This window comes from Streptomyces fungicidicus (genome assembly GCF_003665435.1).
In the GTDB taxonomy this organism is placed as follows: domain Bacteria; phylum Actinomycetota; class Actinomycetes; order Streptomycetales; family Streptomycetaceae; genus Streptomyces; species Streptomyces fungicidicus.
Genome location: NZ_CP023407.1, coordinates 1,976,674 through 1,998,449, shown reverse-complemented (window position 1 = coordinate 1,998,449; position 21,776 = coordinate 1,976,674). Strand labels below are relative to the sequence as shown.

Annotated in this window: 16 protein-coding genes; 7 read left to right on the top strand and 9 right to left on the bottom strand. The window is 72.8% G+C overall.

Annotated elements, in window-relative coordinates:
• Positions 1-26: 26 nt before the first annotated feature.
• Genes CNQ36_RS09050 through CNQ36_RS09025 form a run of 6 tightly spaced genes read right to left on the bottom strand, consistent with a single transcriptional unit; the run spans position 27 to position 6,935 of the window.
• A complete protein-coding gene (locus CNQ36_RS09050; RefSeq protein ID WP_121545605.1) occupies positions 27-860 on the bottom strand; it encodes an HpcH/HpaI aldolase/citrate lyase family protein in 834 nt (277 codons plus the stop codon).
• Positions 857-2,065: a CaiB/BaiF CoA transferase family protein gene (locus CNQ36_RS09045; RefSeq protein ID WP_121545604.1), complete on the bottom strand. Its 1,209-nt coding sequence runs from the start codon at positions 2,063-2,065 to the stop codon at positions 857-859. Before CNQ36_RS09045 ends, CNQ36_RS09050 begins: the two co-directional genes overlap by 4 nt.
• Positions 2,062-3,423 carry an ADP-ribosylglycohydrolase family protein gene (locus CNQ36_RS09040; RefSeq protein ID WP_121545603.1) on the bottom strand — a complete coding sequence of 454 codons (1,362 nt, stop codon included), beginning with the start codon at positions 3,421-3,423 and terminating at the stop codon, positions 2,062-2,064. Before CNQ36_RS09040 ends, CNQ36_RS09045 begins: the two co-directional genes overlap by 4 nt.
• Complete coding sequence (locus tag CNQ36_RS09035) at positions 3,411-4,592, bottom strand: ADP-ribosylglycohydrolase family protein (RefSeq protein WP_121545602.1); 1,182 nt, start codon at positions 4,590-4,592, stop codon at positions 3,411-3,413. The genes CNQ36_RS09040 and CNQ36_RS09035 overlap by 13 nt, the downstream gene beginning before the upstream one ends.
• Positions 4,593-4,599: 7 nt before the next feature.
• Positions 4,600-5,934: an ADP-ribosylglycohydrolase family protein gene (locus CNQ36_RS09030; RefSeq protein ID WP_228312935.1), complete on the bottom strand. Its 1,335-nt coding sequence runs from the start codon at positions 5,932-5,934 to the stop codon at positions 4,600-4,602.
• Positions 5,931-6,935: an ADP-ribosylglycohydrolase family protein gene (locus CNQ36_RS09025; protein ID WP_121545601.1), complete on the bottom strand. Its 1,005-nt coding sequence runs from the start codon at positions 6,933-6,935 to the stop codon at positions 5,931-5,933. The genes CNQ36_RS09030 and CNQ36_RS09025 overlap by 4 nt, the downstream gene beginning before the upstream one ends.
• Positions 6,936-7,195: 260 nt before the next feature.
• Here CNQ36_RS09025 and CNQ36_RS09020 point away from each other — a divergent pair, with 260 nt between their 5' ends.
• The 3 genes from CNQ36_RS09020 to CNQ36_RS09010 all read left to right on the top strand — a co-directional run bounded on the left by CNQ36_RS09020 (position 7,196) and on the right by CNQ36_RS09010 (position 14,357).
• Positions 7,196-7,927 carry a VIT1/CCC1 transporter family protein gene (locus CNQ36_RS09020; RefSeq protein ID WP_121545600.1) on the top strand — a complete coding sequence of 244 codons (732 nt, stop codon included), beginning with the start codon at positions 7,196-7,198 and terminating at the stop codon, positions 7,925-7,927.
• Positions 7,928-8,299: 372 nt separating this feature from the next.
• Positions 8,300-12,901 (top strand): glutamate synthase large subunit, encoded by a 4,602-nt coding sequence (gene gltB, locus CNQ36_RS09015; protein ID WP_121545599.1) that lies wholly within the window; start codon positions 8,300-8,302, stop codon positions 12,899-12,901.
• Positions 12,894-14,357: a glutamate synthase subunit beta gene (locus tag CNQ36_RS09010; RefSeq protein ID WP_004932483.1), complete on the top strand. Its 1,464-nt coding sequence runs from the start codon at positions 12,894-12,896 to the stop codon at positions 14,355-14,357. Before gltB ends, CNQ36_RS09010 begins: the two co-directional genes overlap by 8 nt.
• Before the next feature lie 125 nt (positions 14,358-14,482).
• Here CNQ36_RS09010 and CNQ36_RS09005 read toward each other — a convergent pair whose 3' ends face one another.
• Together CNQ36_RS09005 and CNQ36_RS09000 are read right to left on the bottom strand one after the other, a co-directional pair.
• Positions 14,483-15,385 (bottom strand): chitosanase, encoded by a 903-nt coding sequence (locus CNQ36_RS09005; RefSeq protein WP_121545598.1) that lies wholly within the window; start codon positions 15,383-15,385, stop codon positions 14,483-14,485.
• Positions 15,382-16,308: a rhomboid family intramembrane serine protease gene (locus CNQ36_RS09000; protein WP_121545597.1), complete on the bottom strand. Its 927-nt coding sequence runs from the start codon at positions 16,306-16,308 to the stop codon at positions 15,382-15,384. Before CNQ36_RS09000 ends, CNQ36_RS09005 begins: the two co-directional genes overlap by 4 nt.
• A gap of 146 nt (positions 16,309-16,454) precedes the next feature.
• On the opposite strand from CNQ36_RS09000, the gene CNQ36_RS08995 reads away from it, so the two are divergent.
• Positions 16,455-17,195 (top strand): vWA domain-containing protein, encoded by a 741-nt coding sequence (locus CNQ36_RS08995; RefSeq protein WP_121545596.1) that lies wholly within the window; start codon positions 16,455-16,457, stop codon positions 17,193-17,195.
• Between the two features lie 5 nt (positions 17,196-17,200).
• Here the strand turns inward: CNQ36_RS08995 and CNQ36_RS08990 are convergent, their stop codons facing one another.
• A complete protein-coding gene (locus CNQ36_RS08990; protein ID WP_004932494.1) occupies positions 17,201-18,097 on the bottom strand; it encodes a hypothetical protein in 897 nt (298 codons plus the stop codon).
• 81 nt (positions 18,098-18,178) lie between these two features.
• Between CNQ36_RS08990 and CNQ36_RS08985 the strand changes: the two genes are divergently transcribed.
• From CNQ36_RS08985 to pepN, 3 genes are all read left to right on the top strand, one after another.
• Entirely contained in the window at positions 18,179-18,520 is a 342-nt protein-coding gene (locus CNQ36_RS08985; RefSeq protein WP_121545595.1) for a chorismate mutase, read from the top strand.
• A 146-nt stretch (positions 18,521-18,666) separates the two neighbouring features.
• A complete protein-coding gene (locus tag CNQ36_RS08980; RefSeq protein WP_121545594.1) occupies positions 18,667-19,209 on the top strand; it encodes a response regulator in 543 nt (180 codons plus the stop codon).
• Between the two features lie 48 nt (positions 19,210-19,257).
• Positions 19,258-21,762, top strand: a complete 2,505-nt coding sequence (gene pepN / locus CNQ36_RS08975) for an aminopeptidase N (RefSeq protein ID WP_121545593.1) — start codon at positions 19,258-19,260, stop codon at positions 21,760-21,762.
• The last annotated feature ends 14 nt before the right edge of the window (positions 21,763-21,776 follow it).

The following is a 21,776-nucleotide window of genomic DNA, read 5'->3' as shown; positions in this document are numbered from 1 at the left end:
GCCCGCGGATGGGCGGATGGGCGGGGTCAGTTTTTCTGGGCCAGGGTGAGGGTTCTCTGGGCGGCGGTTACTACCGCTGTGTCGATGAAGGTGCCGTTGGGGAGGGCCTGGGCGCCCTGGTTCATGGCCGCCGCCTTGATCACGGTTTCCGCCTGTTCGATCTCCCGCTGCGTGGGGAGGTAGGCCTTCTCAATGACCGGGAGCTGGCGGGGGTGGATCGCCGCGCGGCCCAGGAACCCCAGGGCCCGGCCGTGCGCGCAGGAGGCCATCAGGCCGTCCAGGTCGCGGATGTCCGGGTGGACGGACTGGGTGGGCGGGGCCAGGCCCGCCGCCCGCGCGGCGACGACCACCCGGGAGCGGGAGTAGTCGAGGCCCGCGTCGTCGCGTACGCCCAGGTCGGTCCGTAGGTCCGCCTCCCCGATCGCGATGCCGCGCAGCGACGGGTGGGCGGTGGCCACCGCGTGCGCCCGCTCGATGCCGAGGGCCGTCTCCAGCAGGGCGTACAGGGGCAGCGCGCCCCCGTCGGCGGACACCGCCGCCCGGCGTGCGACGCGTACGACGTCGGACGGCGACGACACCTTCGGCAGCCGCAGGCCGGACAGGCCCGGGGCCGGGACGACGGCCGCGAGGTCGGCGCGCGCCCACGGGCCGGACAGGGCGTTCACCCGGACGTGCACCGGGACCGGCTGGGGGTCGCCCAGCAGCTCCGCGGTGGCGGAGCGGGCGTAGGCCTTGCGGTCCGGGGCCACCGCGTCCTCCAGGTCGATCACCACCACGTCGGCACCGGAGGCCAGCGCCTTCGCCACCACCGGGGGACGGTCGCCGGGCACGTACAGCCAGGTCAGCGCGACACCCGTCACAGGGCTCCCTCCGCGCGCAGCTCCGCGAGGTCGGCCGGGGTGAGGCCCAGCTCGGTCAGGACCTCCTCGGTGTCCGCGCCGTGCGGGCGGCCCGCCCAGCGGATCGCTCCCGGGGTGGCGGACAGCCGGAAGAGGACGTTCTGCATGCGCAGCGGGCCCAGCTCGGGATCGTCGACCGTGGTGATCGAGTTCAGCGCCAGGTACTGCGGGTCCGTCATCACGTCCCGGACGTCCTGGACGGGGGCGACGGCCGCCTCCGCCTTCTCGAAGGCCGCCAGGACGTCGGTGCGGGTGTGCCGGGCGATCCAGCCGCCGACCGCCTCGTCCAGGACGTCCGCGTGCCGGGCCCGGTCCTCGCCGGTCGCGAACCAGGGCTCGTCGATCAGCTCCGGCCTGCCCACCAGGTGCATCACCCGCTCGGCGACCGACTGGGCCGAGGTGGAGACGGCGACCCAGGCGCCGTCGGCGGTGAGGTAGGTGCCCCTGGGCGCGTTGTTCCGGGTGCGGTTCCCGGTGCGCGGCTGGACGTGGCCCAACTGGTCGTACCAGGTCGGCTGGGGTCCGAGCGCGGTCAGGATCGGCTCGATCAGGGCCATGTCGACGACCTGGCCCTCCCCGGTGCGGTCCCGTCCGGCCAGGGCGGTCATCACCGCGTACGCCGTGGTCAGGCCCGCGATCGAGTCGGCCAGGCCGAACGGCGGCAGGGTGGGCGGGGCTCCGGGCTCGCCGGTGATCGCGGCGAATCCGCTCATCGCCTCGGCCAGGGTGCCGAAGCCCGGGCGGTGCGCGTACGGGCCGAACTGCCCGAAGCCGGTGACCCGGACCAGGACCAGCCGGGGGTTGGCGGCGGAGAGTTCGGGCCAGCCCAGATCCCACTTCTCCAGGGTGCCGGGGCGGAAGTTCTCGATGATCACATCGGCGGACTCGGCCATGCGGAGCAGGGTCGCCCGGCCGCCCGGCCGGGACAGGTCGAGGGTGATGGCGCGCTTGTTGCGGCCGAGCACCTTCCACCACAGACCGATGCCGTCCTTCGACGGGCCGTGGCCGCGGCACGGGTCCGGCTTCGTCGGATGCTCGACCTTGACGACCTCCGCGCCGAAGTCGCCGAGCATCGTCGCGGCGAGGGGGCCGGCGAAGAGGGTGGCCAGGTCCAGGACGCGCAGGCCGCTCAGCGGGGGACCGGGGGGCGTGGGTTCGGGGGTCATGGGCGGGTGGCCTCCAGATGGGTCAGACGGGCCAGGGTGTCGAAGCCGGCGCCGTGGAAGTCGCCGACGGAGGTGGCCAGCCGGTTCTTCAGCGGGGCCGTCCAGCGTTCGGGGAGGGCGCGGGGCGAACCGGCGAGTAGAGCGGCGACGCTGCCGGCCGTCGCGCCGTTGGAGTCGGTGTCCCAGCCGCCGGACACCGCACGGCGGACGGAGCCGGTGAAGTCGCCGTCGGCGTGGGTGAGCGCGGCGGCGATCAGGGCGGTGTTGGGGACGGCGTGCACCCAGTGGTGGGTGGCGGCGTAGGTGTCGTGCAGCAGGTCGACGACGGTGTCGAAGTCGGTGTGGTCGCGGGCCAGCCGCACGGCCCGGCGGACCGCCCGGGCGAGCCGGGAGCGGGGCGGTACGACGGTGAGGCCGGTGCGCAGACAGGCGTGGACGTCGTGGTCGCCGGTGGCGGCGGTGGCGATGACGGCCGCCGTGAACATCGCCGCGTAGACGCCGTTGGCGGTGTGGGTGAGGGTGGCGTCGCGGTGGGCCTGCCCGGCGGCGGCGGCCGGGTCGCCGGGGTTGGTCCAGCCGTGCACGTCCGCGCGGATCAGGGCCCCGATCCATTCGCGGAAGGGATTGTGGCGGCGGGCGGTCAGCGGGGGTTCCAGGCCGCTGAGGAGGTTGCGGTAGGCGACGCGTTCCGCGGTGAAGGTGCGTCCCGCGGGGAGCTCGTCGAGCCAGACGCGGGCCACGTCGGTGGTGGTGAAGGCGCGGCCGTGGCGCTGCAGGACGAGCAGGTTGAGGAGGGGGTAGTTGAGGTCGTCGTCCTCGGGCATGCCGTCGATGTTCTCGGCGAGGGAGGTGGCCGCGGAACGGCGGTTCCAGGGGTGCCTGGCCAGCAGCTCACCGGGGACGCCCCGGGCGGTGAAGTAGCCGGTGAGGGGCCAGTTGCCGGTGGCGCGGGCGAGGTCGCGGATGGCGGTGAGGGGGAGTTTCTCCACCGGTTTGCCGAGGAGGCAGCCGACCGCTCTGCCGAGCCAGGCGGCCTCCAGGCGGGCGGGACGCGCGGCACGACCGCCCGTGGCGACGGGCCAGTCGGGGCACAGGGAGGTGATCCGGGCCAGGTCGGTCGGTTCGTCGTCCGCCAACGCGCTGGGCAGGTCGGCCAGTTCGTCGAGGAGGTCGGTGGCCAGGAGGCGGAGGTAGGGAGAGGCGGGGCGGGGGGAGGCGCCGGCGGTGAGGGGGGCCTCGGGACCGCCCGCCGCGCGCCAGCGGGCGGCGACGGCGGAGGGTTCGCGGCCGTCCTGGGCCGCCTGGCGGAGTTCGTGGCCGATCAGGTCCTCCGGCTGGACCCAGGTCAGTCGGAGCATCCGGCGCCTCCCAGCTCCGCGAACGCCCGCTCGTGGGCGCGCCGGCGGTCCACGTCGTGCGCGAAGACCTCGCGCGCCACGACGGTGAGCGTGGCGGCCGGCTCCCACAGGTCCAGACGGCTGGCCTCGGCCACCGTCTTGGACCAGTCCTGGGGGACGGGTGAGCCGAGGGCCCCCGTCACGGCGCCCGCCATCGTGGCGATGGAGTCGCAGTCGCGGCCGTAGTTCACCGAGCCCAGCACCGCGTGCCGGAAGTCGCCTCCCGCCACCACCACCATGCCCAGCGCCACCGGGAGTTCCTCGATGGCGTGCAGCCGGGACGGGCGGCGGGCGCCCAGGGAGGGGGAGCGGTAGTCCGGGCCGACCGTGTCGTACGGGGTCACCGCCTCCCGCAGCGGACCCAGCGCCGACTCGAAGTCCGTGTACCGGGAGGCCACTTCGCAGACCTTCTCGATCGCCGCCCGGGTGCCGTCCTTCGCCAGGGACAGACACGCCGCGACGACCGAGTCCGCCGTCGCGCCCGGTGCGCACGCCGCCGCCACGGCCGCCGCGAGGACCCCGGCCGCCTCCCTGCCGTACGACGACTGGTGCGCGCCCGCGACATCCAGCGCCTCGGCGTAGGCGGCGGCCGGATGGGCCGCGTTGACCAGGCCGACCGGGGCCATGTACATCGCGGCGCCGCAGTTGACGATGTTCCCGGTGCCGGCCTCGCGCGGGTCGACATGGCCGTAGTGCAGGCGGGCCACGAGCCACTTCTCGGCGAGGAAGATCCGCTGCAGCGGGAGCGCGTGCGCCTCCAGTTCCGGGATCCAGCGCGGGTTCGTCATCAGGTCCGGGACCAGGTGGTCGGCGACGGCGTAGGCGTCCAGGTGGTCGCGGACCGCCGCGTACACCCGGACCAGCGCGTGCGTCATCAGGGTGTCGTCGGTGACGTGGCCGTCGCCCTTGTGGTACGGCGCGACGGGGCGGGCGGTGCGCCACTCGTCGCCGTTCCACGGGGCGACGACACCGTGCACCCGTCCGCCGTGCCGCTCGACGATCCGCTCGGGGGAGTACCCCTCTACGGGCCCGCCGAGGGCGTCGCCCACGGCCGCCCCCACCAGGGCGCCGGTGATCCGCTCGTCCAGGGGCAGGCCCCGGCCATGGTTTTCGACCTTTTCGCGCTTCATGCCGGAATCATCCCCCCGCCCGGGCCGGGTGTGCGGCTTCCATGAGCCCGGCGAGTTCCACCAGGTCGGTGCCGGTGAGCCGGGGGAGCGCGCAGCCGGAGAGGGTGCGGCAGCTCTCCCTCCAGGACTCCGGGATCGACGGGCCGCCGCCCAGTGCGCCGGTGAGGGCGCCGGCGAGCGCGGGGGCGGAGTCCGCCACCCGTGACAGACAGGCCGCGGCGGGGACCGCCTCGGCGATACGGCCGTGGGCGGCGATGGTGAGGGCGAGGGCCACCGGGACGGTCTCGGCCGCGGCGACGCCGTAGCTGTAGACGTGGTCGACGATCTGGTGTTCCAGCGGCGGTACGAGGGCGAAGGCGCCGTCGGCGTCCGCCGCGAGCCTCAGCGCGTGCCGGGCGTTGCGGCCGATCTCCGTGTCCTCCGGCAGCTCGGCGCAGGCCGCCGCCACACAGCTGTGCGGGTCGGCGCCGGTCAGTGCGAGGGAGACGGCGGCGGCCATGGCGCGGGCGCCGTGCACGCCGTCGCCGTCCTGGGTGTAGCGGGCGTCGAACTCGGCGAGGTCGGCGGCGGCGCGGGGGTCGCCGGGGTGGGCGACGGCCAGCACACAGGCGCGTACGCAGGCGGCGTCGTCGAAGTAGTGCGGGTTGTCGTGGCCGGTGGCGGGCGGGCGCAGACCGGTGGCGAGGTTGCCGAGGCCGGCGCGGACGGAGATACGGGCGCGCAGTGGAAGTACGGCGGACTCGGTCTCCGGGGCGCGTTCGGTGGCGGCGGCGACTTCCGCGGCCACGGAGTTCCAGGTCAGGTCGATGGCGGCGCGGGTGCGGCGCTCCCGGCTGAGGTCGCCGAGGGCGGTGTCGTCGCCGGCGCGCAGTACCGCCTCGGCGGCGAAGGCCGCCCACTCGGCGTCGTCGGAGGGGCCGAGGCGGAGGGGCTCGGGGGGCTGGTTGAGGGCGATGGGGACGGGGAGGGTGGTGGTGGCGTTCTGCTCCGCGAAGGTGTCGAGTTCGCGGGTGAGGCGGCGGGTCCACTCGGGCATTCTCGCTGCGCGGTGGCGGGCGGCGGGCCAGCCGGCGGCGTCGCCTGCGGCCAGGCCGAGGAGGAGGCCCTCGATTCTGGCCATTGCCTGCGGCTGCGGTTGCGGTTGCGGTTGGGGGGTGGGGGTTTCGGCCTCGGCTTCGCCTTCGGCCCGGATGTTCCCACCCGCACCACCCGTGCGGCTCTCGTCGTCGGGTGCGGGTGGCCCCTGTGGGGCGGAGCCACCGTCGGCGGCTGCGGGTGGGGGAGTTGCGGGTGGGGGAGTTGTGGTGGACGCGGTGTCGGGGGGTGGTGTGGTGGTGGTCATGTGGGGGGCTCCGGGGTCAGGAGGGTCGCGATGTCCAGGACGTGGTGGCCCGCCATCGCGGGGAGGCAGCTGCCGCGGGCCGGGGTGATGGCGGACGACCAGGCCGGCGGGATCGCCGACGCGCCCCGTGTCGCGCCCGCCAGGGCGCCGGCCACCGCCGCCGTGGTGTCGGCGTCGCGGCCCATGTTGACGGCCGTCAGCACCGCCTGCTCGAAGTCGCCGTCGGCCGCCGCGTACGCGCCGAAGGCGAGGGCGACCGCCTCGGGCGCCAGGTCGGTCCACGGGTAGCCGCCGATCACCACCGCCGCCCGCACCGCGCGTTCGCCCAGGTGGGCGGCGGTCACGGCGCGGCGCAGCGACCGGGCGGTCCAGGAGTCGTCCGGCACCACCGCCAGCGCGGAGGCCACCACCGCGACCACCGGCGCCCCGGCCATCGCCGCCGCGACGCCCGCCGCGACCGCCCGGCCGCCGTGGATGCCCTCGCCGTCGTGACTGACCGAGCCGTCGATCGCCGCCAGCCGGGCCGCCTCGTCGGGACGGCCCGCCGCGAACACCCCGTGGGGCGCCGCGCGCATCGCCAGCCCGTCGCTCCACGCGTGCCGGTGCTGGGCCGAGATGGGCGCCGCCAGCCCCCGGCGCAGGTTCTCCAGCGTGCCGCGCTCACTGAAACCGGCGCCCCGGAAGCGGCCCTCCGCGCGGTCCGCGATCAGCTCGTGCCAGGCCGCCCCGACATGCGCGGGGGTGAGCGCGGAGCCGTGCCGGGCCAGCAGCAGACCGGAGAAGATCGCGTACTCCGTGTCGTCCGTGCCCGCCGGGTGGTCCGTCACGTATCCCGTGATGCGGCCCCAGCGTGCGCGGATCTCGGAGGGCTTCATGTTCTCCGCCGGGGCGCCCAGCGCGTCGCCCACGGCCAGACCGAGCAGCGCGCCGCGGGCCCGCTCGCGGAGCCCGAGGGCGTCCCCGGGCGCCGGGGCAGAGGGGATGCGGGTGGTCGACGCCATGCGCGGCTCTCCTCTCAGGGGCGCCCCGAAAGGCGCGGAGCCCTTTGCGGAACTGTCCCCTGTGCGGTGTCCGGCGCAGCCTCACCCGCCCCAGCGTCACCCGGTCGACGTCCGGGGACGGCCATCCACCCGTACCGCCGGAAACCGCAAAACCGCAGGTTAGCCCAGCCTTTCCTTGCTGGCGGGCAGGAATGGGAAGGAATACATTTGGCGTTGTCGAGAAGTAGAACATGTCCAAAGAAGAGAGCTGGGGGAGCCGCATGGCCATCATCGAGAACGAGGCGTCGCTGCACGAGGCGCACCGCGACAACCACACCCACCGCGACGTCAACGGCGGCTGGCTGCGCCCCGCGGTGTTCGGCGCGATGGACGGGCTGGTCTCCAACCTCGCCCTGATGACCGGTGTGGCCGGCGGCGCCGTCGGACAGCAGACCATCGTGCTCAGCGGGCTCGCCGGTCTGGCCGCCGGCGCCTTCTCCATGGCCGCCGGCGAGTACACCTCCGTCGCCTCCCAGCGCGAGCTGGTCGAGGCCGAGCTCGACGTCGAGCGGCGGGAGCTGCGCAAGCACCCCAAGGACGAGGAGGCCGAGCTCGCCGCGCTCTACGAGTCCCGCGGAGTCGAGCCCGAACTGGCCCGCGAGGTCGCCCGCCAGCTGTCCAAGGACCCCGAGCAGGCGCTGGAGATCCACGCCCGCGAGGAACTCGGCATCGACCCCGGCGACCTCCCCTCGCCCACCGTCGCCGCCGTGTCCAGCTTCGGCTCCTTCGCGCTGGGCGCCCTGCTCCCGGTGCTGCCCTATCTGCTCGGCGCGAGCAGCCTGTGGCCGGCCGTGCTGCTGGCCCTGCTCGGACTCTTCCTGTGCGGCGCGGTGGTGGCCAAGGTGACGGCGCGGACCTGGTGGTACAGCGGTCTGCGGCAGCTCGCCCTCGGCGGCGCGGCGGCCGGTGTGACGTACGCCCTGGGCACGCTGTTCGGAACCGCCGTAGGATGATGCGGCTCGAACGTATGCGATGGGCCGTATAAGTAATCATTACTTGCTGGTTTCGACCGCATGACCATTGGGCATGAGCCGTAAGCGCTGTGGGCAACGAGGCCGGCGGCGCGCCCCCCGCGGAGCGGGCGAAGGAGCCCTTTCCCGCCATCGGACCGGCGGACATCGATCTGTCCCACCCGGTCTCCATAGCTTCCACCGCCAGGCGCGGAACCCCGCCGCGATCCATGTGGTGTCCGCATGCTGGAACGGATTATCCCGGTTTCCGAGAGCCGCTCCATCATGTAACCTGCACGAAATTTCGCACCACGCAGAGGGCCAACGTCGTCCCTCGGCACCTGAACATGCCACATGACGACGACGGGAGAGCCGATGCGTACGCCGCGCCAGCCGTCCCAGCATTCCACGAACGAGCCTCTGAGCTGGTCTTTCATGGATGCTCGCCCTGCTGCGCAGGGTATGTACGACCCCCGCAACGAGCACGACGCCTGCGGCGTCGGTTTCGTCGCCACCCTCACCGGCGAGGCGTCCCACACCCTGGTCGAGCAGGCGCTCACGGTTCTGCGCAACCTCGAGCACCGCGGTGCCACCGGCTCCGAACCGGACTCCGGCGACGGCGCCGGAATCCTCTCCCAGGTCCCCGACGCCTTCTTCCGCGAGGTGGCCGGTTTCGAACTGCCCGAGGCCGGCGGTTACGCCGTCGGCATCGCCTTCCTGCCGGAGAACGGCGCCGACGCCGCCGTCGCCCGCATCGAGGAGATCGCCGCCGACGAGGACCTGACCGTCCTCGGCTGGCGCGAGGTGCCCGTCGCGCCCCAGCTGCTCGGCGCCACCGCCCGCTCGACGATGCCGGTCTTCCGCCAGGTCTTCGTCACCGCCGGCGACCGCACGGGCATCGAGCTCGACCGCAAGGCGTTCGTGCTGCGCAAGCGCGCCGAGCGCGAGGTGGGCGTCTACTTCCCGTCGCTGTCCGCGCGGACCATCGTCTACAAGGGCATGCTGACCACCGGCCAGCTCGAGCCCTTCTTCCCGGACCTGTCCGACCGCCGCTTCGGCTCCGCGATCGCGCTCGTGCACTCCCGGTTCTCCACGAACACCTTCCCTTCGTGGCCGCTCGCGCACCCCTACCGCTTCGTCGCCCACAACGGTGAGATCAACACCGTCAAGGGCAACCGCAACTGGATGCGCGCCCGCGAGTCCCAGCTGGTCTCCGACCTGTTCGGCGGCGAGGGGCGGAGCCTCGACCGGATCTTCCCGGTCTGCACGCCCGACGCCTCGGACTCCGCGTCCTTCGACGAGGTCCTCGAACTGCTGCACCTGGGCGGCCGCTCCCTGCCGCACTCCGTGCTGATGATGATCCCGGAGGCGTGGGAGAACCACGACTCCATGGACCCCGCGCGGCGCGCCTTCTACCAGTACCACTCCACGATGATGGAGCCCTGGGACGGCCCCGCCTGCGTCACCTTCACCGACGGCACCCAGGTCGGCGCCGTGCTCGACCGCAACGGCCTGCGCCCGGGCCGCTACTGGGTCACCGACGAGGGCCTCGTCGTCCTCGGCTCCGAGGTCGGCGTCCTCGACATCGACCCGGCGAAGGTCGTCCGCAAGGGCCGCCTCCAGCCCGGCCGCATGTTCCTGGTGGACACCGCCGAGCACCGCATCATCGAGGACGACGAGATCAAGGCCGGGCTCGCCGCCGAGCAGCCCTACGAGGAGTGGCTCGAGGCCGGCGAGATCGAGCTGCCGGACCTGCCCGAGCGCGAGCACATCGTGCACACCCACGCCTCGGTCACCCGCCGCCAGCAGACCTTCGGCTACACCGAGGAGGAGCTCCGCGTCCTCCTCGCGCCGATGGCCAAGGCCGGCGCCGAGCCGATCGGCTCGATGGGCACCGACTCGCCGATCGCCGCGCTCAGCGAGCGCCCCCGGCTGCTCTTCGACTACTTCACCCAGCTGTTCGCCCAGGTCACCAACCCGCCGCTGGACGCGATCCGCGAGGAACTGGTCACCTCCCTGCGCTCCCCGCTGGGCCCCTCGGGCAACCTGCTGGAGCCGAACGCGGCCTCCTGCCGCAGCGTCGTCCTGCCCTTCCCGGTGATCGACAACGACGAGCTGGCCAAGCTCATCCACATCAACGCCGACGGCGACATGCCCGGCTTCAAGGCCGCGACGCTCTCCGGCCTGTACCGGGTGTCCGGCGGCGGTGACGCGCTCGCCGCCCGCATCGAGGACATCTGCGCCGAGGCCGACGCCGCCATCGAGAACGGCGCCCGCCTGATCGTCCTGTCGGACCGGCACTCCGACGCCGAGCACGCGCCGATCCCGTCGCTGCTGCTCACCGCGGCCGTCCACCACCACCTCATCCGCACCAAGCAGCGCACCCAGGTGGGCCTGCTGGTGGAGGCCGGTGACGTCCGCGAGGTCCACCACGTCGCCCTGCTCATCGGCTACGGCGCCGCCGCCGTCAACCCGTACCTGGCGATGGAGTCCGTCGAGGACCTGGTCCGCGCGGGCACCTTCCTGCCCGGCATCGAGGCCGAGCAGGCCATCCGCAATCTGATCTACGCCCTCGGCAAGGGCGTGCTGAAGGTCATGTCCAAGATGGGCATCTCCACCGTCGCCTCCTACCGGGGCGCCCAGGTCTTCGAGGCCGTCGGCCTCAACGAGGCCTTCGTGGAGAAGTACTTCAACGGCACCGCCACCAAGATCGGCGGCGTCGGCATCGACGTCGTCGCCAAGGAGGTCGCCGCCCGGCACGCCAAGGCCTACCCCGCCTCCGGCATCGCTCCCGCGCACCGCGCCCTGGAGATCGGCGGCGAGTACCAGTGGCGCCGCGAGGGCGAGCCGCACCTGTTCGACCCGGAGACGGTCTTCCGGCTCCAGCACTCCACGCGCTCCGGCAAGTACGACATCTTCAAGAAGTACACCGAGCGCGTCAACGAGCAGTCCGAGCGGCTGATGACGCTCCGCGGGCTGTTCGGCTTCAAGTCCGGCCGGGGCCCGATCCCGGTCGACGAGGTCGAGCCGGTCTCCGAGATCGTCAAGCGGTTCTCCACCGGCGCCATGTCGTACGGCTCCATCTCCCAGGAGGCGCACGAGACCCTCGCCGTCGCCATGAACCAGCTGGGCGGCAAGTCCAACACCGGTGAGGGCGGCGAGGACGCGGAGCGGCTGTACGACCCGGCCCGCCGGTCGGCCATCAAGCAGGTCGCCTCCGGCCGCTTCGGTGTGACCTCCGAGTACCTGGTCAACTCCGACGACATCCAGATCAAGATGGCCCAGGGCGCCAAGCCCGGCGAGGGCGGCCAGCTGCCCGGCCACAAGGTCTACCCGTGGGTCGCGAAGACCCGGCACTCGACGCCGGGCGTGGGCCTCATCTCCCCGCCGCCGCACCACGACATCTACTCCATCGAGGACCTCGCCCAGCTCATCCACGACCTGAAGAACGCCAACCCGAAGGCGCGCGTTCACGTCAAGCTGGTCTCCGAGGTCGGCGTCGGCACCGTGGCCGCCGGTGTGTCCAAGGCCCACGCGGACGTGGTGCTGATCTCCGGCCACGACGGCGGCACCGGCGCCTCCCCGCTCACCTCGCTGAAGCACGCGGGCGGCCCCTGGGAGCTGGGCCTCGCCGAGACCCAGCAGACCCTGCTGCTCAACGGCCTGCGCGACCGGATCGTCGTGCAGACCGACGGCCAGCTCAAGACCGGCCGGGACGTGGTTATCGCCGCGCTGCTCGGCGCCGAGGAGTTCGGCTTCGCCACCGCCCCGCTGGTCGTCTCCGGCTGCGTGATGATGCGCGTCTGCCACCTGGACACCTGCCCGGTCGGCATCGCCACCCAGAACCCGGTCCTGCGCGAGCGGTTCTCCGGCAAGGCCGAGTACGTCGTGAACTTCTTCCAGTTCATCGCCGAGGAGGTCCGCGAGCTCCTCGCCGAGCTGGGCTTCCGCTCCATCGAGGAGGCCGTCGGCCACGCCGAGGTCCTCGACGTGACCCGCGCGGTGAACCACTGGAAGGCGCAGGGCCTGGAGCTGGAGCCGCTGTTCCACGTGCCGGAGCTGCCCGAGGGCGCCGTGCGCCACCAGCTCGTCGCCCAGGACCACGGTCTGGAGAAGGCGCTCGACAACGAGCTGATCAAGCTCGCCGCCGACGCGCTCTCCGCCGCCGGCGCCGAGGACGCCCACCCGGTGCGCGCCCAGGTCGCCATCCGCAACATCAACCGCACGGTCGGCACCATGCTCGGCCACGAGGTGACCAAGAAGTTCGGCGGCGCCGGCCTGCCCGACGACACCATCGACATCACCTTCACCGGCTCCGCCGGCCAGTCCTTCGGCGCCTTCGTCCCGCGCGGTGTCACGCTGCGCCTGGAGGGCGACGCCAACGACTACGTCGGCAAGGGCCTGTCCGGCGGCCGGATCGTGGTCCGCCCGGACCGCGCGGCCGACCACCTCGCCGAGTACTCGACCATCGCGGGCAACACGATCGCGTACGGCGCGACCGGCGGCGAGCTCTTCCTGCGCGGCCGCACCGGCGAGCGGTTCTGCGTCCGCAACTCCGGCGCGCTGGTCGTCTCCGAGGGCGTGGGCGACCACGGCTGCGAGTACATGACCGGCGGCCACGCGGTCGTCCTCGGCGAGACCGGGCGCAACTTCGCGGCCGGCATGTCGGGCGGCATCGCCTACGTCGTCGACCTGGACCGGGACAACGTCAACCCCGGCAACCTGGACGCCGTCCAGCCGCTGGACGACGCCGACCGGGAGTGGCTGCACGACGTGGTCCGCCGGCACCAGGAGGAGACGGGCTCGACCGTCGCCGGGAAGCTGCTCGCCGAGTGGGACAGCGCCGTGCAGCGCTTCAGCAAGATCATCCCCAGTACGTACAAGGCAGTGCTCGCCGCCAAGGACGCCGCCGAGCGAGCCGGTCTCTCCGAGACCGAGATCACCGAGAAGATGATGGAGGCGGCGATCAATGGCTGACCCGAAGGGCTTTCTGAACCACGGTCGCGAGGTCGCCACCTCCCGTCCGGTCGAGGAGCGCAGGAAGGACTGGAACGAGGTCTACGTTCCCGGTTCCCTGCTGCCGATCATCAGCAAGCAGGCCAGCCGCTGCATGGACTGCGGCATCCCGTTCTGCCACAACGGCTGCCCGCTCGGGAACCTCATCCCCGAGTGGAACGACTACGCCTACCGCGAGGACTGGGGCGCCGCCTCCGAGCGGCTGCACGCCACCAACAACTTCCCGGAGTTCACCGGGCGGCTGTGTCCCGCTCCGTGCGAGTCGGCGTGCGTGCTCGGCATCAACCAGCCGCCGGTCACCATCAAGAACGTCGAGGTCTCGATCATCGACAAGGCGTGGGAGACCGGTGACGTCGCCCCGCAGGTCCCCGAGCGGCTGTCCGGCAAGACCGTCGCGGTCGTCGGCTCCGGCCCCGCGGGCCTGGCCGCCGCCCAGCAGCTGACCCGGGCCGGCCACACGGTCGCCGTCTACGAGCGCGCCGACCGCATCGGCGGCCTGCTGCGCTACGGCATCCCCGAGTTCAAGATGGAGAAGCGGCACATCAACCGCCGTATCGAGCAGATGCGCGCGGAGGGCACCAAGTTCCGCACCGGCGTCGAGATCGGCCGCGACATGCCGGCGACCGCGCTGCGCAAGCGGTACGACGCCGTGGTGCTCGCCGTCGGCGCGACGACCGCCCGCGACCTGCCCGTGCCCGGCCGTGAGCTCAAGGGCATCCACCAGGCCATGGAGTACCTGCCGCTGGCCAACAAGGTGCAGGAGGGCGACTACGTCGCCCCGCCGATCTCGGCCGAGGGCAAGCACGTCGTCGTCATCGGCGGCGGCGACACCGGCGCCGACTGCGTGGGCACCGCCCACCGCCAGGGCGCCGCGTCCGTGACGCAGCTGGAGATCATGCCCCGCCCGGGCGAGGAGCGGAACCCGGTTGCCCAGCCCTGGCCGACCTTCCCGATGCTCTACAAGGTCACGTCCGCGCACGAGGAGGGCGGTGAGCGGGTCTACTCCGTCTCCACCACCCACTTCGAGGGCGACGAGGACGGCAACGTCCAGTGGTTGCACCTGAGCGAGGTGGAGTTCGTCGACGGCAGGCTGACCCCGAAGCCGGGCACCGAGCGCAGGATCCCGGCCCAGCTGGTCACCCTCGCCATGGGCTTCACCGGCACCGACCGGGACAACGGCCTGGTCGAGCAGTTCGGCCTGGACCTCGACGAACGCGGTAACATCGCCCGCGACGCCGACTTCCAGACCAACGTGCCCGGGGTGTTCGTCGCCGGTGACGCGGGCCGCGGCCAGTCGCTCATCGTGTGGGCGATCGCCGAGGGCCGCTCGGCCGCCCGCGGCTGCGACCGCTTCCTCACGGGGGCGAGCGAGCTGCCGGCCCCGATCCGCCCGACGGACCGCGCGCTGGCGGTCTGACCGAGCGGCCGACGAGGTGACCTGACGGTCCCTCATATGCGTCCCGCACAAAGGCGTGCGGAACACACAGGTGGCGCCTGCCCGCCAGTCCCCGACCGGACGACTGGGCAGGCGCCTCCGCATGCTCACGGCAGCTTGTAGGACTCCCCGTACATCTCCCACGCCAGCGGCGTCTCCAGGCCCAGGTTCCCCGCCTCCAGGAACCGGCGCTGGGCGGTGTCGACGCGGGACGCGTCGTGCTCCGGGTAGCGGGTCAGCATGGCCTCGCGGCGGATGTCGAGGAAGGCGTTCAGATACGTCTCCTCGGTCCCGCCCGCGGCGGGCGTCTTCGCCTTCTTCAGGGTGCGCTCGCGCAGCGCGTAGAAGCCGTCCGCGTCGGTGTCGGGGCCGTGGAAGACCATCGCGTCGAAGTAGACGAACTGGCCCAGTGTGCCGAGGCCGTCGAGCTTGGCGAGCCGGACGGCCGGGTCGAAGTAGATCCGGTCGCGCTCGGCCTCCTGTGCCTCGCGGAACGCCGGCACCTCCGCCTCCGCCTTCCAGGCGGCCGGGAAGCCGGGGTCCAGGCCCTCGTGGGAGTCCGAGCCGTCGACCTCGCGCAGGGCGGGCAGATAGGGCGCCAGTCCGTTGTCCGGGTGGTCCTCGGTGTAGCTCTCGACCAGCAGGAGCAGATCGTGGGTGCCGGAGCAGAAGCCGACGATGCCCGCCGTGTACCCGCAGCCGTCGCCCTCGTCCGCGATCACCCCGTAGGTGGTGCGCCAGTCGGTGGTCGCGTGCTCGGCGCTCGCCACCAACTGCTGGGCCAGCTCCTTCTTCGCGGGGGACGCCAGCCCGGGCGGCAGGCCGGCGACGACCGAGTCGTCCTCGTCGCGCTCCTGCTCGGCCCGGTCCTTGGCCTGCTCACGGGCCGGCGGGGCGGTGGCCCCGGGCGGCGCCGCCGGGGCGTCGGCCGAGTCCGCCGGCATCACGAAGTACACCCCCGTGGCGATCACGGGAACGGCCGCGAGGAGCAGCACACCGGCACGTTTCACTGGGGGATACCTCCACCTGTCAGTTCGGACACCTTGATCACCGCCGCCACCGTGAGCACCACCGCCAGCGCCACGCACGCCCCCGCCTGGATCAGCAGCCGCCGGCTGCCCCGGGGCACGTACGCGAAGACCAGCGCCACCGCGCCGCCCGCCAGCAGCCCGCCGAGGTGGCCCTCCCAGGACGTCACGACCGCGGAGATCACCAGCCACAGCAGCAGCCCGGTCATGAACCGGTTGACCTGCCTCATGTCCACGCCGACGCGCCGGGCCATCACGTAGTACGCGGCGCCCACCCCGAAGATCGCGCCGGACGCCCCGACCACCGCGTCCTCGGGCGCGATCAGCAGCACCAGCACCGAGCCGCCCAGCGCCGACAGCAGATACAGGGCGAGGTAGTGGACCCGGCCGAGCATCGGCTCGACGAGCCGGCCCAGATTCCACAGCGCCAGCATGTTCATCACGATGTGGGCGATCCCGAACGTGCCCTCGGTGGGCGGCAGATGGAGGAAGGCTCCGGTCAGCAGCCGGTACCACTCCCCGTCCACCAGCCCCTCCGGGGTGAAGCCGGCGGGGTAGGGGTCGACCCACAGATAGTGCTCGCCGTCCGGTCCGAGCAGCCCCGCGCCCACCATCGCGAACCGGTCCACGATCTCCGGCCGCACCAGCTCGGCCAGATACACCAGCACGTTGACGGCGATCAGCACGTACGTCACCACGGGCACCGCGGACACCCGGCCGCCCACCACGGTGCGGGACTGCCGCACCGACCGCGCGCCCTCCCGCACGCACTCGGGGCACTGGAACCCGACGGCGGCCTCCCGCATGCAGTCGGGGCAGATGTACCGCTCGCAGCGGGTGCAGCGCACATGGCACTCCACCTCGGGGTGGCGGTAGCAGGTGGTGACGGTGGACTCGGAATCCACGGGCCGGCTCCTCGGGAGGGACGGGACGGAAGTGAGCCGGTGGGGACGGCGGCGAACAAAATATCGAACACCGGTGACCCGGGCGAAGGGCGGGGTGAGGTGCCGTACGCTCGGGGCCAGTTCCGACGGATCGAGGGGGAGTCGCGGTGGCCGCGATCAGTCTCAGCAGGATCGAGGAGACGACGCCCGCGCTGGTGAGCCTGTACAAGACCGCCGGGGTGTCACTGACCAAGCACGGCATGGACGGGCTGCGGGCCGCGGTCTACCTGGTGGTCGACTACTCCGGCTCGATGAAGCCGTACTACAGGGACGGCAGTGTGCAGGCGCTCGCCGACCGGGTGCTGGGCCTGTCGGCGCACCTCGACGACGACGGCACCGTGCCCGTCGTCTTCTTCTCCACCGACGTCGACGCCGTCACCGACATCGCGCTCGCCGACCACCGGGGCCGGATCGAACGGATCGTGGCCGGACTGGGGCACATGGGCAGGACCAGCTACCACCTGGCGATGGACGCGGTCATCGACCACTACTTGGACAGCGGCTCCACCGCCCCCGCCCTGGTGGTCTTCCAGACGGACGGCGGCCCCGTCAACAAGCTCGCCGCGGAGAAGTACCTCTGCAAGGCCGCCCGCCTCCCCCTGTTCTGGCAGTTCGTCGGCTTCGGAGACCCGAACAGCAAACAGTTCGACTACCTGCGCGGACTGGACGACCTGGAGGTCCCGGCGAAGCGCGTGATCGACAACGCGGGCTTCTTCCACGCGGGCGAGAACCCGGGCGAGGTCACGGACGCGGACCTGTACGACCGCCTGGTGGGCGAGTTCCCGAACTGGCTGGCTGCGGCGAGAGCACAGGGAATCGTGAGCGAGGCGCGGAGCGCCCCCACCTGACGGGGCTAGGTGTCACACTCCAGCACCGTGCGGCACAGCCCGCACCGCGCCCTCACCCGCCCCTTGACGGGCACCCGGATCCGCTGCCGGCAGGTGGGGCAGGGGAACGACACCCGCAGCGGGCCGCCGCCGTCCGCGGTGAAGCTGTACGGCACGTCCGGCCGCCCCGCGGACCCGCGGTGGTCCTCGGCGTGCCGCCGGTCCCGCGCGTACCGCCGCCGGCCGGCCCACCCGGCGGAGACCAGCGGCGGCTGCTGCTCGTCGAGGCGCGCCAGCGCCACCCCCTTCGTGTACGCCGTGTACGCCTGCGCGCTGGTGAACCACACCGAGGGGTCCTCACCGAACGCCAGCGACCGCTTCGCCAGCACGTACCCGAACTCCTCCGGCGTCAGATAGCCCAGCTTCTGCGACGACGCCCCGTCCTCCCGGAACGCGTCGAGCAGCAGCCACCCGGCCCCCAGGTACGTCGCCGTCGTGTCCGTCAGGATCTCGTTCTCCCGGGTGCCCGGGAACGACAGGCCGAGCCGGTGCAGATAGACGTGCGCCACCTCGTGCGCCAACGCCGCCCCGATGTCCCGCCGATGCGTCCGGAACCGGTCGTTGAGCTCGACGAAGTACTCCGGTCCCGCCGCCAGTTCCACGTTCGCCGCATGCGTCATCTCACGGAACCCGACGATCAGCCGCGCGTCCGGCAGCCGGTAGTGCCGGACCAGCTCGCGGGCCACCCGCTGGGCACCCAGATGGAGATCGTCCGTGTCGCAGAACGCCACGTCGGCCGGGGCCACACTCACCGAGAACGCGCGGACCGTGTCGTACGACAGACGCCGGTACAGCGCGGTGACCGCTGCCCGCACCGTCTCCAGATGCGGGTAGCCGTGCTCGACCGGTCCGCCGTTCGCCACGCCACACCCCCGGACGCCCTGAACCCGCTTCCACTGTACGGGCCCGCCCCCGCGCCCGCCCGCCCCGTAGGCTGACCACCCATGACCACCAGCAACACCGCCACGGGCGACGCCGACCCCGCCGTCGGCCGGGAACTCGCCCGGCTGCGCGACAGCATCGACAACATCGACGCCGCCGTCGTCCACATGCTCGCCGAACGGTTCAAGTGCACCCAGCAGGTCGGCCGCCTCAAGGCCGAGCACCAGCTGCCGCCCGCCGACCCGGACCGCGAGTCCCGCCAGATCGCCCGGCTGCGCGCCCTCGCCGAGAACGCCAAACTCGACCCGGCGTTCGCCGAGAAGTTCCTCAACTTCATCATCGCCGAGGTGATCCACCACCACGAGCGCATCGCCGAGGACACCCAGGGCGGCGCCACGCCCTGAGCGAACCCGGCCACGACGTCCTCCCCCGGGGAGTGACAGAGCGGCCCGCGCGGAGCATGCTGCGCTGTGCACTCCTTGTCGGCCGACGGCCACCGGCCGCCGGCCCCCGGACAGCCATCCGGTCCCCTGCGAGGAGGGACGCGCGCATGCCGCCGAACGCCCGCATCCTCATCGTCGACGACCACGAGGACACCCTGTACGCCCTGGAGAGCGCCCTGGCCCCGCTGGGCCACCTGCTGGGCCGGGCCACCAGCGGCGACGAGGCACTCAAACAGCTGCTGCGCGGGAACGTCGGCCTGCTGCTGCTCGACGTCCACCTGCCCGGCATCAGCGGCCTCGACGTCGTGCGCTACATGCGGCGCCTGGAGCAGACCCGGCACATCCCCGTCGTCCTGCTCACCGGCTTCGCCCGCGACCGGCAGCTCGGCGCCGCCGCCTACGCGCTCGGCGTGGCCGACCTCGTCACCAAGCCGGTCGACCCGTGGGCGCTGCGCACCAAGGTCCGCCACCTCTACGACGCGCGCCGGCGCCACCTCGCCCTGGAACGCGAGATCCGCGTCCTGCGGGCCCGGCTCGACGAACGCACCGGCGCCCCCGGACGTCCCGCCCTGCCCCACCCACAGGCGCGAGCGGGGCCCGGACGGCCCGCCGGGGCGCACACCGGCGAGCTGGAGAGGGACCGGACATAGGGTGCGTACCCGATCCGCCCCTGTGCCCCGGCAACCGCATCAGGCAGCATGGCCCGCATGTCCGTACTGACGCGCGACGAAGCGCAGAACCGAGCACAGCTCCTCGACGTCCACCGCTACACGGTCGAACTCGACCTGACCACCGGCGACGAGACGTTCGACTCCCGCACCCTGATCCGTTTCAGCGCCCGTACGGACGCGGACACCTTCGTCGAGATCAAGCCCGCCGAACTGCGCTCCGTCACCCTCGACGGACAGCCCCTGGACGCCGCCACGCTCGACGGCAACCGGCTGCCGCTGAAGAACCTCGCCGCCGGCGAGCACGAGCTGCGCGTCGACGCGAGCATGCGCTACTCCCGCACCGGCGAGGGCATGCACCGTTTCACCGACCCCACCGACGGCGAGACCTACGTCTACACCCAGCTGTTCCTGGACGACGTGCAGCGCGTCTTCGCCGCCTTCGACCAGCCGGACCTCAAGGCCGTCTTCGAGCTGGGCGTCACCGCCCCGCAGCACTGGACCGTCCTCGCCAACGGCGTCACCGAGCACACCGGCGAGGGCGTCTGGCGGGCCGCGCCCACCCCGCTGATCTCCACCTACCTCGTCGCCGTCGCCGCCGGCCCCTGGCACTCCGTGCGCACCGAACACCGCGGACTGCCCTTCGGCATCCACTGCCGCCGCTCGCTGGCCCCGTACCTCGACGCCGACGCCGACGAGCTCCTCGACATCACCCGCGCCTGCTTCGACCGCTACCACGAGAAGTTCGAGGAGCCCTACCCCTTCGACTCCTACGACCAGGCCTTCGTCCCCGAGTTCAACGCGGGCGCCATGGAGAACCCCGGCCTCGTCACCTTCCGCGACGAGTTCGTCTACCGCTCCGCCGTCACCGACACCGAGCGGCAGACCCGTGCCATGGTCGTCGCCCACGAGATGGCCCACATGTGGTTCGGCGACCTGGTCACCCTCACCTGGTGGGACGACATCTGGCTGAACGAGTCCTTCGCCGAGTACATGGGCTACCAGACCCTCACCGAGGCCACCCGCTTCACCGACACCTGGACCGACTTCGGCGTCACCCGCAAGCCCTGGGGCTACGACGCCGACCAGCGCCCCTCCACCCACCCCGTGGCGCCCGAGAACGTCCAGGACACCGCCTCCGCCCTGCTCAACTTCGACGGCATCTCCTACGCCAAGGGCGCCTCCGCGCTGCGCCAGCTCGTCGCCTGGCTCGGCGAGAAGGACTTCCTCGCCGGCATCAACACCCACTTCCGGCGGCACCGGTTCGGCAACGCCCGCCTCGCCGACTTCCTCGACTCCCTCGCCTCCGCCACCGAGCGCGACGTCCACGCCTGGGCCGACGCCTGGCTGCGCACCACCGGCGTCGACACCCTCACCGCGTCCGTCGACTCCCGCCCCGGCCAGTGGACCCTCGCCCTCGACCGCACGGGCGAACGCCCCCACCGGGTCACCGTCGGTGTGTACGACCGTGACCTCCACGACGGCCGCAGCCTCCTGCTGCGCGAGCGCTACGAGACCGACGTGCCCCAGGACACGGCCCCCGAGCCGCACACCGGCACCCGCCCCGCCCTGGTCGTCCCCAACGACCTGGACCTCACCTACGCCAAGATCCGCCTCGACGACACCTCCCTGGAGACCGTCCTGCGCGGCCTGTCCGGCATCCCCGACACGCTCACCCGCGCCGTCGTGTGGAACACGCTGCGCGACATGGTCCGCGACGGCGAACTCGCCCCCGCCGACCACCTGGCGACCGCCGCCGCCCACCTGCCGGAGGAGACCGACCTCGCTCTCGTCCAGGGCGTCCTCGCCTTCGCCTCCGTCCACATCGCCGGCCGCTACCTCACCCCCGACCAGCGGCCGGCCGCGCTGGCCACCCTCACCGAGCTGTGCCGCGACCTCATCCGGCGCACCGAGGACGGTGACCACCCCGGTCTGCGTCTGATCGCCGTGCGGCACCGCATCGACACCGCCGCCCACCCCGACGCCATCGCCGCCTGGCTCGCCGAGGGCATCGTCCCCGGCGGCCCCGAGCTCGACCCCGAGCTGCGCTGGCGGGTGCTCGCCAGGCTCGCCGTGCTCGGCGCCACCGACGAGGCCGCCATCGCCGCCGAGCTCGAACGCGACCCCAGCGCCACCGGCCGGGAGGGCGCCGCCCGCTGCCGTGCCGCCCTGCCCGACGAGGACGCCAAGGCCCGCGCCTGGGACGCCATGTTCGGCTCCGACGACCGGGCCGACCTGTCGAACTACCTGTTCACCGCCACCGCCCAGGGCTTCTGGCAGCCCGAACAGGCCGACCTGGTACGGCCCTACGTGTCCCGCTACTTCAAGGACGCCGTGGCCGTCGCCGCCCGCCGGGGCCCCGCCATCGCCGAGGCCGCCGGACGCTGGGCCTTCCCCGCCCACGCGGTCGACGCCGAGACCCTGAAGCTCGGCGAGAAGTGCCTGCGCAAGGCCGACCCGATCCCCGCCCTGCGCCGCAAGCTCGTCGACCAGCTCGACGACCTCGGCCGCGCCCTGCGCGTCCAGCAGGCGTAACGGGCGCCCCACCA